The 15039-nt window shown below is 65.8% G+C and carries 15 protein-coding genes; 8 read left to right on the forward strand and 7 right to left on the reverse strand.

What is annotated here, in order from left to right:
- Window positions 1-149: 149 nt before the first annotated feature.
- The 3 genes from ISO4_RS13770 (at window position 150) to ISO4_RS13780 (ending at window position 3737) form a co-directional block, all read left to right on the forward strand.
- Window positions 150-2153 carry an NHL repeat-containing protein gene (locus ISO4_RS13770; protein WP_194856588.1) on the forward strand — a complete coding sequence of 668 codons (2004 nt, stop codon included), beginning with the start codon at window positions 150-152 and terminating at the stop codon, window positions 2151-2153.
- Between the two features lie 352 nt (window positions 2154-2505).
- Window positions 2506-3060 (forward strand): RNA polymerase sigma factor, encoded by a 555-nt coding sequence (locus ISO4_RS13775; protein ID WP_194856589.1) that lies wholly within the window; start codon window positions 2506-2508, stop codon window positions 3058-3060.
- Window positions 3057-3737: an anti-sigma factor gene (locus ISO4_RS13780; protein WP_194856590.1), complete on the forward strand. Its 681-nt coding sequence runs from the start codon at window positions 3057-3059 to the stop codon at window positions 3735-3737. Before ISO4_RS13775 ends, ISO4_RS13780 begins: the two co-directional genes overlap by 4 nt.
- A 170-nt stretch (window positions 3738-3907) precedes the next feature.
- On the opposite strand, the gene cysT is transcribed toward ISO4_RS13780, so the two are convergent.
- The 3 genes from cysT to miaB all read right to left on the reverse strand — a co-directional run bounded on the left by cysT (window position 3908) and on the right by miaB (window position 7185).
- On the reverse strand, window positions 3908-4738 hold the full coding sequence (cysT, locus tag ISO4_RS13785; RefSeq protein ID WP_323745389.1) for a sulfate ABC transporter permease subunit CysT: 831 nt from the start codon (window positions 4736-4738) through the stop codon (window positions 3908-3910).
- A 7-nt stretch (window positions 4739-4745) separates the two neighbouring features.
- A complete protein-coding gene (gene cysP / locus ISO4_RS13790; RefSeq protein WP_194856592.1) occupies window positions 4746-5744 on the reverse strand; it encodes a thiosulfate ABC transporter substrate-binding protein CysP in 999 nt (332 codons plus the stop codon).
- A gap of 106 nt (window positions 5745-5850) precedes the next feature.
- Complete coding sequence (gene miaB, locus ISO4_RS13795) at window positions 5851-7185, reverse strand: tRNA (N6-isopentenyl adenosine(37)-C2)-methylthiotransferase MiaB (RefSeq protein ID WP_194856593.1); 1335 nt, start codon at window positions 7183-7185, stop codon at window positions 5851-5853.
- Between the two features lie 225 nt (window positions 7186-7410).
- Between miaB and ISO4_RS13800 the strand changes: the two genes are divergently transcribed.
- From ISO4_RS13800 to ISO4_RS13810, 3 genes are read left to right on the forward strand one after another with little or no spacing between them, the layout of a single operon-like run.
- Window positions 7411-7989, forward strand: coding sequence for an SCO family protein (locus ISO4_RS13800; protein ID WP_194856594.1), 579 nt, complete (start codon window positions 7411-7413; stop codon window positions 7987-7989).
- Window positions 7967-8413, forward strand: a complete 447-nt coding sequence (locus ISO4_RS13805) for a copper chaperone PCu(A)C (protein ID WP_228548136.1) — start codon at window positions 7967-7969, stop codon at window positions 8411-8413. The genes ISO4_RS13800 and ISO4_RS13805 overlap by 23 nt, the downstream gene beginning before the upstream one ends.
- Before the next feature lie 4 nt (window positions 8414-8417).
- The gene (locus ISO4_RS13810) at window positions 8418-9371 is read left to right on the forward strand and encodes an endonuclease/exonuclease/phosphatase family protein (RefSeq protein WP_323745387.1); all 954 of its coding nucleotides are present in this window, start codon (window positions 8418-8420) and stop codon (window positions 9369-9371) included.
- A gap of 122 nt (window positions 9372-9493) precedes the next feature.
- On the opposite strand, the gene ISO4_RS13815 is transcribed toward ISO4_RS13810, so the two are convergent.
- The 3 genes from ISO4_RS13815 to ISO4_RS13825 form a co-directional block, all read right to left on the reverse strand.
- Window positions 9494-10189 (reverse strand): TorF family putative porin, encoded by a 696-nt coding sequence (locus ISO4_RS13815; RefSeq protein ID WP_067608465.1) that lies wholly within the window; start codon window positions 10187-10189, stop codon window positions 9494-9496.
- A 224-nt stretch (window positions 10190-10413) separates the two neighbouring features.
- Window positions 10414-10887, reverse strand: coding sequence for a hypothetical protein (locus tag ISO4_RS13820; protein ID WP_194856596.1), 474 nt, complete (start codon window positions 10885-10887; stop codon window positions 10414-10416).
- Window positions 10888-10950: 63 nt separating this feature from the next.
- Complete coding sequence (locus tag ISO4_RS13825) at window positions 10951-12000, reverse strand: M14 family zinc carboxypeptidase (protein WP_194856597.1); 1050 nt, start codon at window positions 11998-12000, stop codon at window positions 10951-10953.
- A 161-nt stretch (window positions 12001-12161) separates the two neighbouring features.
- Here ISO4_RS13825 and ISO4_RS13830 point away from each other — a divergent pair, with 161 nt between their 5' ends.
- Window positions 12162-12878 carry a C40 family peptidase gene (locus ISO4_RS13830; RefSeq protein ID WP_323745388.1) on the forward strand — a complete coding sequence of 239 codons (717 nt, stop codon included), beginning with the start codon at window positions 12162-12164 and terminating at the stop codon, window positions 12876-12878.
- Here the strand turns inward: ISO4_RS13830 and ISO4_RS13835 are convergent.
- Complete coding sequence (locus tag ISO4_RS13835) at window positions 12778-13212, reverse strand: methyltransferase family protein (protein WP_228548137.1); 435 nt, start codon at window positions 13210-13212, stop codon at window positions 12778-12780. The two genes, ISO4_RS13830 and ISO4_RS13835, sit on opposite strands and share 101 nt — an antisense overlap.
- Before the next feature lie 261 nt (window positions 13213-13473).
- On the opposite strand from ISO4_RS13835, the gene ISO4_RS13840 reads away from it, so the two are divergent.
- The gene (locus ISO4_RS13840) at window positions 13474-14934 is read left to right on the forward strand and encodes a PhoH family protein (protein ID WP_142949539.1); all 1461 of its coding nucleotides are present in this window, start codon (window positions 13474-13476) and stop codon (window positions 14932-14934) included.
- The last annotated feature ends 105 nt before the right edge of the window (window positions 14935-15039 follow it).

Consider the following 15039-nt stretch of genomic DNA (forward strand, 5'->3'; position numbering starts at 1 on the left):
TTAGATCGCGGGACTCTCCCGGCGCGTACAAATCGTTACGTTTCGCTACATCCGGGCCGTCCCGGGGCGGGTATCCCCTTACGGGATCTCGATTCCCGGTTCGGGCGACCTCCGGCCGCCCCCTTCATGATGAAGCAAGGAGAGAGAGCATGAACTTGAATACCAATGGTCTTTACTGGCTGTCGCCGCTGGCGCTGGCCGTGACCCTGGCCGCCTGCGGTGGCAACGGCGGCAGCAGTTTCGTCCCGGATAACAACAACGGCGGCAATCAGGATTCGCCCCTGCTGGTGATGCACAACGGCGGCGGCAGCGTCGGCCAGATCGACCAGCTCGACAGCGGCCTGCGCGTTCAGTCCACCTTCAACGCCGACGCCAACGAAGGCATCGTGCTGGATCTGCTCGGTAACGTGCACGCCGCCGACGACACCGCGGTGCCCAGCAGCGTACAGACCCTGCACAAACTTCTCGACCGCCAGGACGGCGCCTCCCCGGTGGCCACCCTGGACCGCTCCTTCACCGCCACCGGCCCGTCCAACCTGAAAGGCGTGGCGATCGCCCATGAGGCCGGCCTGATCATGGCCGCCAACATCAACGGCAACAGCATCGAGATTTACGGCACCACCGCCGGCGCCGGCGCCACGCCGCTGGCCTCCACGGCCCTGGCCGGCGACGCCTGGGATCTGGCCTACGACGAAGACGCCGACCGGGTGTTCCTGGCCATGACCAACGGCACCATCCTGGTCGCCGACGACTATGTGGCGAACGGCTTCAGCGTGGCCGGCGCCCGTGTCATCACCCCGGACAGTGCCGGCATGACCTCCAACATGCACGGCATCGGCTACGACGCCGACAGCGACACCCTGGTGGTCACCGACGTGGGTGACGCCGCCATCGCCGACGACGGCCGCCTGTACGTGATCGAAAACGCCTCCACCGCCAACGGCGCCGTGACCCCGGCCCGCACCGTCAACGGCCCGGACACCCTGCTGGGTAACCCGGTGGACCTGGTGCTCGACGGCAGCACCGCCTACATCGCGGAAAAATCCAACGACGCCATCCTGGTTTACCGCAGCGTGTTCAGCGGTCCGTCCGGCGACGTGGCTCCGGACAAGACGGTGGACAGCGTCAAGCCCGAGTCCCTGGCCGTGATCATGGACAGCCCGGTGCAGCCCGACCTGTCCGACCTGGAAGACACTTCCGTGACCATCAACGGCGTCATGGTGACCCGCAACCCGGACCCGGATAACGCCGACCCGGACGTGCTGGTCTATGACACCGACCTCACCGCCCAGAGCCGCGACTTCTCCGTCGGCCAGCCGGTGGAAAGCATCAGCGTCAACCAGACCGGCGACGCCTACGCCACCTACGACAGCGGCATCGCCGTGCTCAACCGGGTGGGCGTGGGCCGCGACGGTGAAAGCTTCAACATGAGCCGCGACCGTCTGATTTCCGGCGCCAACACCGGCCTGTCGGCGCCCAAGGGCTTTGATATCGCCGACGAGCTGGGCTGGGTGCTGGTCACCGAAAACAGCGCGCCGGGTTCCGTGCGCGTGTTCGGCGCCCAGGCCGACGGCGATGTGGCCCCGATCTTCAGCATCGACCTCACCGTGCAGCCCTGGGATCTGGACTACGACCCCGAAGGTGACCGCCTGTACGTGGCGCTTACCGACGGCACCGTGGCGGTTTATGACGATCTGAGCACCGACCGTGGCGCCGGCGGCGCCGACCGCACCATCGTCCCCGGGGAAGGCGGCAACGCCTTCGCGGCACCCACCAACCTGCACGGCATCGTGCACGTGGCGGACGGCGACAAGCTGATCCTGTCCGACGTGGGCAGCGGCGCCAACCCCACCGACGGCAAGCTGTACGTGTTGGATAACGCCTCCAGCGCCGACGGCATCACCAACGTGGCGGTGCGCATCGACGACGAGGACAACAACGCGGTCGGCAACACCATGCTCGGCAACCCGGTGGATATCGCCTTCGATGGCGCCAACCTCTATGTGGCTGAAAAGTCCCAGGGCATGGTGCTGCGTTTCGATAACATCCTCGGCTCTGCCGGCGGCGACGTCAGCCCGGACGCTTCCATCGCCCAGGCGGCGCCGGAATCCGTGGTGCTGATCGCCGACTACCTGGGCCGCGCGCCCGAGTAACCGTAGAGAGCACCGTAAAGAGAACCGGAACGAGCCGCCTTTCACGGCGGCTCCTTTCCCGGACTCAAGCAATAAAGCGTTCTACGAAGCCAGTTTTGTGGGAGCTTGCCTGCAAGCGAAAGGCCGGCAAAGCCGGCCGGCAGGATGCCAGAGGCGTTGTTGGTGCCTGTGTTAGACCGGTCTCTGGAATCCTGCCGGGAGCTTCGCTCCCTTTCGCGGGCGGGGCCCGCTCCCACAAGCCCGCTCCCACAGGGCGAAGCTCCTACAAAACTGGCTTTGCAGCCGACATTGACACGGTCTTCTCGCGGCGCGATGGACCATCGCGTTTTATTCACATCGCGCCGGACATCCCATGGACGAGTCGAATCACCAACTGGAGCAAGCCACGGTTTTACTGCTGGCCTGTGCCCGAGGCGACGCCAAGGCGTTTCAACGGCTGTACCGTTTGGAGGCGCCACGGATGCTGGCGCTGGCGCGCCGGCTCAGCGGCGACCCGGAGCTGGCGGAAGAGGCGCTGCAGGATACGTTCGTGCAGGTGTGGCGTAACGCCGTCCGGTTTCATCCCGAAAAGGGCAGCGCCCGGGCCTGGTTGTACGCGCTGCTGCGCTACCGGCTGATCAATCAGCACCGCCGGGCGAAACGTGACGACGCCGAGGCGCTGCCCGGGGACGACTGGCCGGATCCCGGGCCCAACCCGGAGCAATGCTCGATGCAGTCCGACCAGCGGCGCGCCATGCAGGAGTGCCTGCGCGGTTTGCAGGGCGACCGGCGCCGGCCGATATTGATGGCGTTCTATCAGGGTTTCACCTATGAGCAGATCGCCGAAACATTAGCGGTGCCCCTGGGCACCATCAAAAGCCGGGTTCGCACCGGGCTTAAAGGGCTTCAGGAGTGTCTGCGGCTATGATTCCCGATAACCAGGAAGAACAGCGTCTGCTGATCGCCGAGTATGTCCTCGGTCTGCACCGTGGCGAGCAGGCGGTGGAGATCGAGCGCTGGTTGGCCGAAGACGAGCAGGCCGCGCGGCAGGCGGCGTACTGGCGCGAACACTGGGTGGGCGCCGCCGAGCTGCTGGAGCCGGCGCGTCTGCCGCCCGGCCTGTGGCGGCGTCTGGCCCGCGAGACCGGCATCGCCGTGCCCTGGTGGCGCGGCCTGTGGCAAAGCACGCCCGCCTGGCGCTTTGCCAGCGCCGCCCTGCTGGTGGCCTTGGTGCTGGCGGTGGGCCCGCTGCGCCAGCCGGCGCCGGTGTATACCGTGGTGCTGCAGGCGCCGGGCGAAGCGGCCCAGCCGGGCTGGCGGATCACCGTGGCGGACAACGGCGACCTGCAACTGACGCCCCTGGCGCAGCAGGCGGACTACCGTGCCGACCGCAGCGTGCAGTTCTGGACCCTGGAAAATAACGCCGAAGGCCCCCGTTCCCTGGGCCTGGTGGAGCCGGGCCGCAGCCTGGTGATCCCCGCCGAGCAGGTCGGCGGCGTGGAAAGCGGCCAGCTGTTCGAACTCACCCTGGAGCCGCCGGGCGGCTCCCCGGAACCCCGACCCACCGGCCCAGTGCTCTTTATCGGCCGCGCCGTCGCACTATAAAAAGCAGTTGAGAGTTGATAGTGGACAGTTGACAGTTAACTGGGGCGGGCTGGTTGGCGTTCCCGCGGCCTGCGGCCGGCGAGGCCTGTTCCCGCGGGCACGGCGGCCACGTTTCAGGAGCCCATCCCGCGCAGCTATCAACTATCAACTGTTAACTATCAACTGAGTTCTCAGCTGCCGTGCCAGCGGCGGATCATGCGCCCCTGCACCATCTGGATGCCGAACAGCAGCACCAGGGAGGCGCCGAGGATCACCGAGGCCAGGGCGCTGGCGGCGGCGAAGTCGTACTCTTCCAGGCGGATGTTCACCAGAAGCGAGATGATCTCGGTTTCGAACGGCATGTTGCCGGCGATAAAGATCACCGCGCCGTACTCGCCGAGGCTGCGGGTAAACGCCAGGGCGGTGCCGGTGAGCAGCGCCGGCATCAGCTGCGCCAGCACCACGCGGAAGAACGACGCCATGGGCGTGGCGCCCAGGGTGGCGGCCGCTTCTTCCACGTCCGGGGTCAGGTCTTCCAGCACCGGCTGCACCGCGCGCACCACGAACGGCAGGCTGGTGAAACTCATCGCGATCATGATGCCCAGCGGCGTGTAGGCCACCGGGATGCCGATCGCTTCGAACCACTGCCCCAGCCAGCCGTTGGCGGCGAACAGCGCCGACAGGGTGAGGCCGGCCACGGCGGTGGGCAGCGCGAAGGGCAGGTCCACCAGGGCGTCCATCACGCGGCGCCCGGGGAAGCGGTAGCGCACCAGCACCCAGGCCAGCAATAACCCCACCACCGCGTTGATGGCGCTGGCGCCGGCGGCGGCCAGCAGGGTGACCTTGAAACTGGCCAGGCTGCGCGGGTTGGTGATCACCGACCAGTAGCGGTCCCAGGTCATCTCGCTGACGTGCAGCACCAGCCCGGACAGCGGCACCAGGATCACCAGCGAAATAAACAGCACGCTCAGCGCGAAGCTGAGCGTGAAGCCGGGCAATACCGAGTGCCGGGTGCGCAGGATGGCCAAATCAGCGTCTCCGCGCCTGCGCCTGCAGTTCGTCGAGCACGCCGCCGGAGGCGAAGTGGGTGTCCTGGGCGTTCTGCCAGGAGCCGAAGTAGTCCTCCACCTTGAGCAGCTTCACCGGCGGGAACTGGTCTTCGGTGGCTTTCACCACTTCCGGGTGATGCACGCGGTAGTTGAAGGTGGTCAGCAGCTCCTGGATCTCCTTGTCGTAGAGGTGTTCCAGGTAGGCGGTGGCCACCTCGCGGGTGCCGCGCTCGTCGACCACGTCGTCGACCACGCTGACCGGGAACTCCGCCAGTACCGAGGTCTTGGGCACCACCACCTCGTAGTCGCCGGTGCCGTATTCCTTGCGGATGTTGTTCACTTCCGACTCGAAGCTGATCAGCACGTCGCCGATCTCGCGCTCGGCGAAGGTGACGGTGGCGCTGCGGCCGCCGGAATCGAACACCGCCACATTGCCCAGGAAGCGGGTCATGAAGTCGCGGATTTTGTTCTCGTCGCCGCCGAACTGCTCTTCCGCGGCCATCCAGGCGGCCAGATAGGTGTAGCGGCCGTTACCGGAGGTCTTGGGGTTGGGGAACACCACGTCGACCCCTTCCTTGGCCAGATCGTCCCAGCCCTGGATGTCCTTGGGGTTGCCCTTGCGTACCAGGAAGGCGGTGGTGGAGTAGTACGGGCTGGCGTTGTTGGGCAGCCGCTGGTTCCAGTCCTCGGGGATCAGGTTGCCCTTGTCGTGCAGCACGTTGACGTCGGTGACCTGGTTGAAGGTGACCACGTCCGCTTCCAGCCCCTGGAGGATGGCGCGGGCCTGCTTGGAAGAGCCGGCGTGGGACTGCTTGATGTTGATGTCCTCACCGGTCTGCTCTTTCCAGTAGGCCTGGAATTCCGGGTTATAGGCCTGGAACAGTTCCCGGGCGATATCGTAGGAACTGTTCAGGATGGTTTGCTGGGCGGTGGCCACGGAGGTCACGGCCAGCAGAATCAGAGAGAGCCAAACACGCATGTCCGCTATTCCTTATACGTCGAAGCCAATGAGGCGACCTAGTTTATATAACCGAATGTTTAATGAAACAGGTCGCCTAGATTGATTTTGAATTTCAATATGAACATCAGGCCGTGACGGGCAGGCCGCCGCGCAGGGAGTTGGGCAGCGCCTCGACGATCTCCACGTCGACGAAATCACCGATCAGGTCGATGTCGTCGCAGGCGAAGTTGACCACCCGGTTGTTCTCGGTGCGGCCCTTGAGCTGGCCCGGATCCTTCTTGGAGAAGCCGTCCACCAGGATGCGCTGGGTGCTGCCCACCATCTTGCGGGAGATGTCCTGGGCGTTCTGGCTGAGGCGCTGCTGCAGGATGCGCAGGCGCTCTTTCTTCACCGCCAGCGGCACGTCGTCGGGCAGCTCCGCCGCCGGGGTACCCGGGCGGGCGCTGTAGATAAAGCTGAATGAGGTATCGAAGCCGATATCGCCGATCAGGTTCATGGTGGCCTCGAAGTCGGCGTCGGTTTCGCCGGGGAAGCCAATGATAAAGTCGGAGCTGTAGGAAATATCCGGGCGGATGCGGCGCAGCTTGCGCAGCTTGGACTTGTACTCCAGCACCGTGTGGTTGCGCTTCATCATCGCCAGAATGCGGTCCGAGCCGGACTGCACCGGCAGGTGCAGGTGGCTGACCAGCTCCGGCACTTCCTCGTACACCTGGATCAGCGTGTCGGAGAACTCCACCGGGTGGCTGGTGGTGTAGCGGATGCGGTCGATGCCGTCGATATCGCGGATCAGCAGAATCAGGTCGGCCAGATCCAGCGTCTCGCCGCCGGCGCCCTGGCCCCGGTAGGCGTTCACGTTCTGGCCCAGCAGGTTGATCTCGCGCACGCCCATGTCCGCCAGGTGGCGGATCTCATCCAGCACCGGCTGCACCGGGCGGCTCACTTCCTCGCCCCGGGTGTAGGGCACCACGCAGAAGGTGCAGTACTTGGAGCAGCCCTCCATGATCGACACGAAGGCGCTGGGGCCGTCCACGCTGGGCTCGGGCAGGTTGTCGAACTTTTCGATCTCCGGGAAGGTCACATCGATGGCCAGCGAGCGGGTGCTGGCCGCCTGGGTGATCAGGCCCGGCAGGCGGTGCAGGGTCTGGGGGCCGAACACCACGTCCACATAGGGGGCGCGCTCGCGGATCGCCTCGCCTTCCTGGCTGGCCACGCAGCCGCCGACGCCGATGATCAGCTCCGGATTGCGCTCCTTGAGGCGCTTCCAGCGGCCCAGCTGGTGGAACACCTTCTCCTGCGCTTTTTCGCGGATCGAGCAGGTGTTGAGCAGCAGCACATCCGCGTCTTCCGGATTGTCCGTGGGTTCCAGATTGTGGGTGGACTCCAGCAGATCGACCATGCGGGTGGAGTCGTACTCGTTCATCTGGCAGCCGTGGGTCTGGATAAAGAGCTTGCGTGCCATGGATCGTGACCTCTGGGGCGGCGTCGCGCGTGGCCGGCCCTATCTGTTGGAAATGTGGCGGGCGCGAATTATACCGCCGCAAAGCGCCCCTGGACACCGGCGCGGCCGGGCGCGGCGAATCGCCGCGCCCGGCGGGCTGGGAGCGGCGGCCCCGAAACGCTATGATCGGCGCCGTTCGCGCCCTGGCGCGGTTTCCAAAGGCGCGCCCGGCGCGCGGGAGAGAGGATGAAAACGAAGATTCGAATCGGGCTGGCGCTGCTGCTGGCGGCCCTGACCCTGGCCGGCTGCGGGGACGAGCCGGGCAGCGATCTGCCGGTGAACACCCGCCTTGGCGGTGATTTCACACTCACCGATCACAATGGCGAGCCGTTCCGGCTGTCGTCCCTGGAAGACCGGGTGGTGATTCTGTTCTTCGGCTACACCCACTGCCCGGACATCTGCCCGGCGGTGCTGGCGCGGGTGGCCCAGGCCTACCGCAATCTGGACGAGCAGGGCGACGCCGGGCCGGTGCAGCCGGTGTTCATCACCTTCGATCCGGAGCGGGACACCCCCGCCCATCTGCGCGAATACCTGCCCTGGTTCAAGGCCGACATCATCGGCCTCACCGGCAGCGTGGCCGAGATCGAGGCGGTGGCGGAGCAGTACGGGGTGGTATTCCTGAAGACGGACGGCCAGGATGAGGCCTACGACTTCACCCACAGTGATTACATTTACCTGCTCGACCGGCAGGGCCGGGTGCGCAAGCTCTACCCGGCGGATTTCGACATCGACGAGGTGGTCCATGATGTTCAAAGCCTTCTTTAAGCCCGTGGCCCTGGCGGCCCTGCTGGGGCTGTCGGCGACGCCGGCCGCCGCCGGCGATCTGGAAATCAGCGACGCCTGGTTGCGCGCGGTGCCGCCGGTGTCGCCGACCATGGCCGGCTATTTCGAGCTCCGCAATCGCGGCGACCGGGTGGTGAAACTGGAAGGCGCGGACGTGGACTTCGCCGGCGGCGCCATGCTGCACGACAGCCGCACCGGCGAGGACGGCCAGCGGCGGATGGTGCACCTGGACAGTGTGCGTATCGATCCCGGCGATCGGGTGCGCTTCGCCCCCGGCGGCAAGCACCTGATGCTGATGAAACTGAGCCAGGTGCCGCGTGCCGGCGAAAGCGTGGAGGTGTGCCTCACCTTCGCCAACCATGACGACCTCTGCACTGACTTCCCGGTGCGCCACAGCGCCCCCTGAGCGGGTGACTTCCGGTCGCGGCGCCGCGCTCTGGCTGCTGCTCGGCGCCCTGGCCGCCGGGCCGGCGGGCGCCGAGTGCCGGGACCTGGCCGCGCCCCGGGCGGTGCCCACCGCCGCCGAGGGGCAATGGAATCTGGCCACCTTCAACCTCTGGCGCCTGCGCGACACCGAAAAGAACAGCCCCATCGACCGCCCCCTGGACGACGCCGTCTATCAGGCGCGCCTGGACGCCCTGGCCGGCTATATCGTCGACACCCTCAAGGCGCCGGTGCTGCTGGCGGTGCAGGAGGTGGAGAGCCTCGCCATCCTCGAACAGCTCGCCGAGCGCGTCACCGCCCGGGGCGGGCCCCGCTACCGGGCGCGGCTGCTGGAAGGCCACGACCCGGCCGGCATGGACGTGGCCCTGTTGCACCGGGCCCCGGCGGAAGTCGGCGGTGTCCGCGCCCTGTTCGCCGACCAGCGCTTCCGGAACCAGCCGCTGTTCAGCCGCCCGCCGCTGGCGGTCTCCCTGACCGCGCCCCGCGAGCTGACCCTGGTGATCGTGCATCTGCGCAGCGCCAACGGCCTCGGTGAGAAACCCTGGGTGGCGGAGAAGCGGCGCCGCCAGGCGGCACGGTTGGCCGAGTGGTCCCGGGCCCATAGCGACACGGCCCTGGCGGTGGTCGGCGACTTCAACAGCGCGCCGGACAGCGGCGCCTTCAGCGAGCCGCTGACGGTGATGGCGGCGAGCGGGCTGTACAACAGCTGGGACAAAGTGAAACCAGCGGAGCGATACAGTTACCGCCACCGTTGCCGGCCGCAGACGCTGGATTACGTCTGGTTGTCGGAGGCCCTCAAGGCGGAGTTGCAGGGTGTGGCGGTGAGCCGGGGCAATGCCGGGCGCTATGACCGCTTGTACGGCAGTGACGGCACCGAGGTGGTGTCTGACCATGATGGTCTGGTGACGTACTTTGAGTAGGCGGGGACTCGCGTAAAAAACACCGTGGGGCCTGCTTGCGTTTCCAGCGAGGACCAGGGAGGGCCCCACGGTGGGAAAAATAGGGGCGGGGGGAGAGTTCCCGCCCCGTGTTCTTGGTGCCTTTAGAAGGACAGGGCGTAGGTGACGACGAACAGTGCGTCGTCGTTGTCTTCCATTTCAGACAGATCGTCGGAATCCACGACCTTGGACACAGTGAAGCCCAGCTCGTCGGTGAGCGCGTAGCTCAGATCCACGTGGGTGTAGTTGGTGTCGTCGGCGTCGCGATCCCAGGTGCCCACGGTGATGCCGTACTTATCGTAGGCGTAGCCCACGGTGTAGTAGTTGTCTTCGTTGTCCACGGAGTCGTCGCCGCGGCCGTAGTCACCCACACCGAAGTAACCGGCGGCGCTGAAGCCGGCGTAACCGAGGCTCAGGATCACTTCCTGCAGGTCACGGTATTCACCATCATCGGTGTACTCACCGGAGTTCGGGTAGTTGTAGTCCACGTAGGCGATGTCGTAGCTGAAGTCGCCCAGGGAGCCCGCGTAACCGGCGTACAGGTCGTACTCGGTGCCGCCCAGTTCGGAGCTGCCCCAGATACCGGCGTAGAGGCCCGTGGAGTGCGCGTAATCCAGGCTACCGAACACCTGGGCGTTGCCCTCGGTGAGGTCCTGACCACGCCAGAAGTACATGTTGGAAACACCAACGGTACCGCTGACTTCGGCAACGGCGATGGAAGGAGCGGCCAGGCCTGCTGCCATGGTGGCGGCCACGCTGGCGGCCAGAACGGTCTTTTTGATCCCAGATACGTGTTTCATGTGCAACCCTCTTTGCAAATAACAAATGTTCTGTGGTTTGTGCGCTCCTGGCGCACCGGCCTGGGAGGCTCGTATCGGTATAAAGCAGGGAGCGTGCCAAAAATAAAAACCCCTGATTTTTCAGGGGTTTGGAGGGGGTAGGCGCAAAGAGGAAGGGTAAAATCAAGTAAAGAGGGCGGAGCGAATGCGCCATTTCGGTGCCTTGCACCAAAACGGCGCTTTTATCAGGGGCAGTCCCAGTCCACCGGCACGGCGTCGGCCAGCACGCCTTCCTCACCGCGCACTTCCAGGCCGCACTGGCCGGCGTCGTTGCGGGTGAAGTGGGCCAGGTAGCGGGCCCCCGCTTGGGCGTTGAACTGCACGGCCACCCGGCAGTGGTTGCGGCGCATGTCGGTGTCGCGTTCGTTGTAGACCACGCCGATGCGGGTCTGGCCGTCGGCGGCCACCGTCACCGGCACCTGCTCGGCTTTTTTCATGGCGCTGAACAGTTCATCGAAGGCGTTGGTGTCCCAGGGCTTCACCGCCAGCGACGTCTTGGTGTCCTTGAAGCCGCGGCCGGGCACGCAGACCACGGGCTGGGCGGCTTCATTGCCGGTGAACACCACGGAGGCGGTGTCCTCGCCGGTGGGTTCCTGGTAGTTGAGCATCTGGCAACCCGCCAGCATCAGGGCGGGCAGGAGCAACAGCGTTTTTTTCATAATCGAAGGTCCTCTGAATGAATATCGCCAGTGTAGGGCTGCAAGAATAGGACCACCAGAGGACTAGGCCGGGTCGCCGCCGAACCAGTGGCGGATCGCCTCGCGGGTCAGTGCCTCGCGGCGTGGGCCGGTGGGCAGCCAGTTGCCGGCGTTGGCGGTGAGCGCGGTGAGAAATTCCAGCAGGGGCAGATGCTGGCGCAGCACCCGGTGGTGGCGGTGGCCGATCACCGGGTTGAAGAAGCCGAAGAAATCCAGCATCTGGCGGGGGTTCTTGCGCACCCACAGCCAGGAACCCATTTCCAGGGTGAACGGCAGGAACACTTTTTCCGGGTGGTGTTCGCGGGCGCGGTCGTAGAGATAGTCCCAGAGGTCGCCGTGGGTGGTGTAGTTCAGGGACTGGGGCTCGATCAGATAGGGGTGGTGGTGCGGGTAGGTGGCCTCCAGCACCTGTTTGAGCCGGTACACCTCGGCCAGGTGGGCGATCGGCTGGTGGGTGCGCGCGTAGCTGCACCAGATGCGGTCGCGCCGGCCGAAGCCGCTGTGGCAGTCCAGGCTTAGCGATACCGGCGCGCGCAGCAGCTTTTCCTCCACCACCCGCACCAGCGCCTGGGCCTCCGCCTCCATGGGGTCGCCGGCCCGGCCCCGGAACCAGGGCAGGTGCCGGCTGATGCGCTGGCCGCCGACCAGGAACGACACCCGGCCGTCCGCCTCCACCGGGGCGTTGCGCATCAGGTCGACGCCGTTGGGGTTGCTGCGGGTGCGCCGCCAGATGCCGCCCGGGTTGACCATCGGCATGAACACCAGGCGGATATGCTCCAGGCGCCGGTGCAGCTGGTCGTCCCACTGCAGGCGGTGAATCAGGCTGTGCAGCCAGGACAGAATCACCTGGGTGCCGATCCGTTCCACGCCGTGTACGCCGCCGAAAAAGCCGATCGCCGGGGCCCCGGCGGCCTGGCTGCCCATCTCGATCACCCGCACCGGCAGGCGCATGTCGCCCTGCGGCACCGTCAGTACCTCGGTCACGCGCAGGTGCCGTTCCCCCAGGCGTATCAGGTTGTCCAGATGCAGTTGCTCGGGCAGGTGGCGTTGTAGCTGGTAGAGGTGTTGTTCCATAGGTCCGGCCGTCGTCGGAACGCCCAGACTAACCGCGCACTGTCACGGTTTTATGACAATCCGCCGGCGCCGCGAAGGTCACGCAAGCGTGATCAAACTGTCAGCGCACTGTCACCCGGCCCGGTCAGTCTTGCCTCGAGCCTGGCCTGCGGACCGCTGCCGTGACCGATGTTCAAGACCTGAATCTGTTATCCCTGGAAACCGGCGATGTGCTGTTGTTTTCCGGACGCGGGCCGGTCAGCGCGGTGATCCGGGTGTTCACCCGCAGCCCCTGGAGCCACATCGGTCTGGTGGTGCGGCTGCCCGGCTACCCCGAGCCGCTGGTGCTGGAAGCCGCCGGCGGTGGCGATTCCGCCGACCTGCATCTGGGCCGGCCGGTGGCGGGCGTCACCCTGGTGCCCCTGGCGCGCAAGCTGGCCAACTACGCCGGTGACGTGGCGGTGCGCCGCCGCCTGGGTCCGCCGCTGAGCGAGGCCCGCCAGCGACTCGCCCGGCGCCTGGTGGCGCGCCTGCTGCACCGTCCCTATAAGAACTACCTCTGGTGCAATGTTCGGGACCTGCTCACCGGCTTCACCCGTCCGCCGGACCGGCGCGGCTGGTTCTGTTCCGAGCTGGTCGCCGAGTTCTACCGGCGGCTGGGCTGGCTGCCCCGGGATGTGCGGGTCAGCGGTTTCGTGCCCGGGCACTTCGGCTCCACCCGCCTGACCCTGCTCGACGGCACCCTGCTGCCGCCGCAATTCCTTAAACGGGGCCGGCGCGGGCCGGCCACCGAGCCGCCTAAAGCCAGCGCCGCACCCGTTGCCGATACGCTTGCCACTGCGCCCCGAACCGCTGCGCGTGAAAAGCTTCTTCCGCGGCGATCACGTGGCTATGCATAACCCACAGCACCGCCACCAGCATCAGCAGCATGCCCGGGCTGCCCAGGCTCAGCGCGCAGGCCAGATGCAGCAGCGCGAACGCCAGATAAATCGGATTGCGGCTGAGCCGGAACACACCGCCGGTGATCAGCGTCCGGGCGGCGCGGTGCGGCATCACCGTGGTACGGGCGCGCGCCAATTGCAGCAGGGCAGTGAGCAACACCGCGATCGCGATCAGCGCCAGGGTGGCGGCAATGCCCTGGCGGCCGGCAAATGCCGGCAGCGACCAGTTCAGCGCCTGATCCAGGCCGTAGCCGACCAGCAGGCCGCCCAGGTGGAGGAGGGGTGGCGGCATACGGACTTCGGGATGTTCCAATGGCATGACGATCTCTCGTTAATTCGTTGACGACTCTCTATCAATTCGTTGACGACTCTCGTTGTCAGGTCTGAAAAGCTGGGTTATGGTAATTTACATCCCGCCCTTGCGGGAGTGATCGCGATCCGAAGCTGAAAGCTAACCAGCAACCGCCGGTAGCACTGTAAACGGCGGCAGGAGCAGGCGTCACTCTCGTGCCCGTATCCCGCCGCCCTAACGTCACGCAAATAGGGGATACGCATGGAAGAGCGAGCGGCCACCTTGCATTCCGTTTCCGCCACATCCGACAGCCACTCATCCGACCAGCGCTTTGGGCAACCCGATACCACTCCGAAAACCTACGTTCTTGATACCAATGTTCTGATCCACGATCCCAACTCGTTGCTTAATTTCGAAGAGCACCGGGTGGCGATTCCGATGACCGTACTGGAGGAACTGGACCGCCTGAAAACCGGCAAGTCGCACACCGCCGCGGATTGCCGCGCCGCCATTCGCCAGATCGACCGGGTGCTGGGCCAGGCGACGCCGGCGGAAGTGGAAGCGGGCATCCCCATCGGCCGGGGCAACTACACCCAGGGCACGCTCACCGTGCTGATGCCGCGCGGCAGCGCCGGCGGCTCCGCGTTGCCCGACCACCTCAACGACAACCGCATCATCAATGACGTGATGGCCATGAAGATGGCCGACCCGGACACCCGCTACGTGCTGGTGACAAAGGACATCAACATGCGCCTCAAGGCGCGCGCCTGCGGCATCGATTCGGAGGACTACCACAACGACCAGCTGGTGTCGGACATCAAGCAGCTCACGCGCGGCTACTTCGAAGTGCCCGGTTCCTTCTGGGATCAGGTCACCGAGGTGGACACCGAGCAGGTGGGCGCGGAAACCCTGCACCGGCTGCCCCACGGCCTGGTGGTGGGCGATATCCTCGGCGAGGAAGTGTATCCCAACCAGTACATACTCGATGAGCACGGCTTCGTCGGCCGCATTCTCAGTGTCGAGGGCGGCGTGGTCACGCTGCGCCACCACAAGGCGGAAACGCTGATGGAGCAGCAGGCCTGGGGCCTGCGGCCGATGAACATTCAGCAGGCGGTGGCGCTGCAACTGTTGCTGGATCCGGATATCCACCTGGTGACGCTCACCGGCGCGGCGGGCTCGGGGAAAACCATCCTGGCGCTGGCGGCGGCCATCGAGATGACGGTGGAGCAGAAGCGTTTCAACAAGATCATCGCCACCCGCTCCACGCCGCCCCTGGCGGAGGAGCACGGCTTTCTGCCCGGCACCGAGGAAGAGAAGATGGACCCCTGGCTGGGCGCCATCAACGACAACATCGAGGCGCTGCACCTCAACGACGAGAACCCCTCCGGCAGCATTCTGTACGTCAAGGAGCGCGCCAATATCCAGTTCAAGGCGCTCAACTACATCCGTGGCCGCAGCTTCCAGAAATCCCTGATCCTGATCGACGAAAGCCAGAACCTGACCCCGCATCAGATGAAGGCGATCATCACCCGGGCGGGGGAGGGCTCGAAGGTGGTGTGCCTGGGCAACCTGGCGCAGATCGATACGCCCTATCTGTCGCCCACCAGTTCCGGGCTGACCTATATGACGGAGCGCTTCAAGGGGTTCGTCTATGGCGGCTCGGTGAAGCTCAACGGGGTGCCGCGCTCACTGCTGGCGGAGTACGCGGAAACCTGGTTGTAGTAGCTATGCGGCGGGCTTCGGGTGGCGGCTCCGTAGCCCGGTTCGGTCTCGGTGCCAGTGTCCAGGACCCGCCGTAAATACGTCTATGTACACCTCTTGCAAGTG

The sequence above is a fragment of the Alloalcanivorax venustensis ISO4 genome (genome assembly GCF_015356855.1).
In the GTDB taxonomy this organism is placed as follows: domain Bacteria; phylum Pseudomonadota; class Gammaproteobacteria; order Pseudomonadales; family Alcanivoracaceae; genus Alloalcanivorax; species Alloalcanivorax venustensis.

What these genes read in the sequence shown, in the direction of transcription:
- ISO4_RS13775 (WP_194856589.1), top strand. Translation starts at nt 2,506, where the DNA reads ATGGACGAGTCGAATCACCAACTGGAGCAAGCCACGGTTTTACTGCTG.
- ISO4_RS13825 (WP_194856597.1), bottom strand. Translation starts at nt 12,000, where the DNA reads ATGGAACAACACCTCTACCAGCTACAACGCCACCTGCCCGAGCAACTG.
- ISO4_RS13840 (WP_142949539.1), top strand. Translation starts at nt 13,474, where the DNA reads ATGGAAGAGCGAGCGGCCACCTTGCATTCCGTTTCCGCCACATCCGAC.
- ISO4_RS13770 (WP_194856588.1), top strand. Translation starts at nt 150, where the DNA reads ATGAACTTGAATACCAATGGTCTTTACTGGCTGTCGCCGCTGGCGCTG.
- ISO4_RS13800 (WP_194856594.1), top strand. Translation starts at nt 7,411, where the DNA reads ATGAAAACGAAGATTCGAATCGGGCTGGCGCTGCTGCTGGCGGCCCTG.
- ISO4_RS13820 (WP_194856596.1), bottom strand. Translation starts at nt 10,887, where the DNA reads ATGAAAAAAACGCTGTTGCTCCTGCCCGCCCTGATGCTGGCGGGTTGC.
- ISO4_RS13805 (WP_228548136.1), top strand. Translation starts at nt 7,967, where the DNA reads ATGATGTTCAAAGCCTTCTTTAAGCCCGTGGCCCTGGCGGCCCTGCTG.
- ISO4_RS13815 (WP_067608465.1), bottom strand. Translation starts at nt 10,189, where the DNA reads ATGAAACACGTATCTGGGATCAAAAAGACCGTTCTGGCCGCCAGCGTG.
- ISO4_RS13780 (WP_194856590.1), top strand. Translation starts at nt 3,057, where the DNA reads ATGATTCCCGATAACCAGGAAGAACAGCGTCTGCTGATCGCCGAGTAT.
- ISO4_RS13835 (WP_228548137.1), bottom strand. Translation starts at nt 13,212, where the DNA reads ATGCCGCCACCCCTCCTCCACCTGGGCGGCCTGCTGGTCGGCTACGGC.
- cysP (WP_194856592.1), bottom strand. Translation starts at nt 5,744, where the DNA reads ATGCGTGTTTGGCTCTCTCTGATTCTGCTGGCCGTGACCTCCGTGGCC.
- miaB (WP_194856593.1), bottom strand. Translation starts at nt 7,185, where the DNA reads ATGGCACGCAAGCTCTTTATCCAGACCCACGGCTGCCAGATGAACGAG.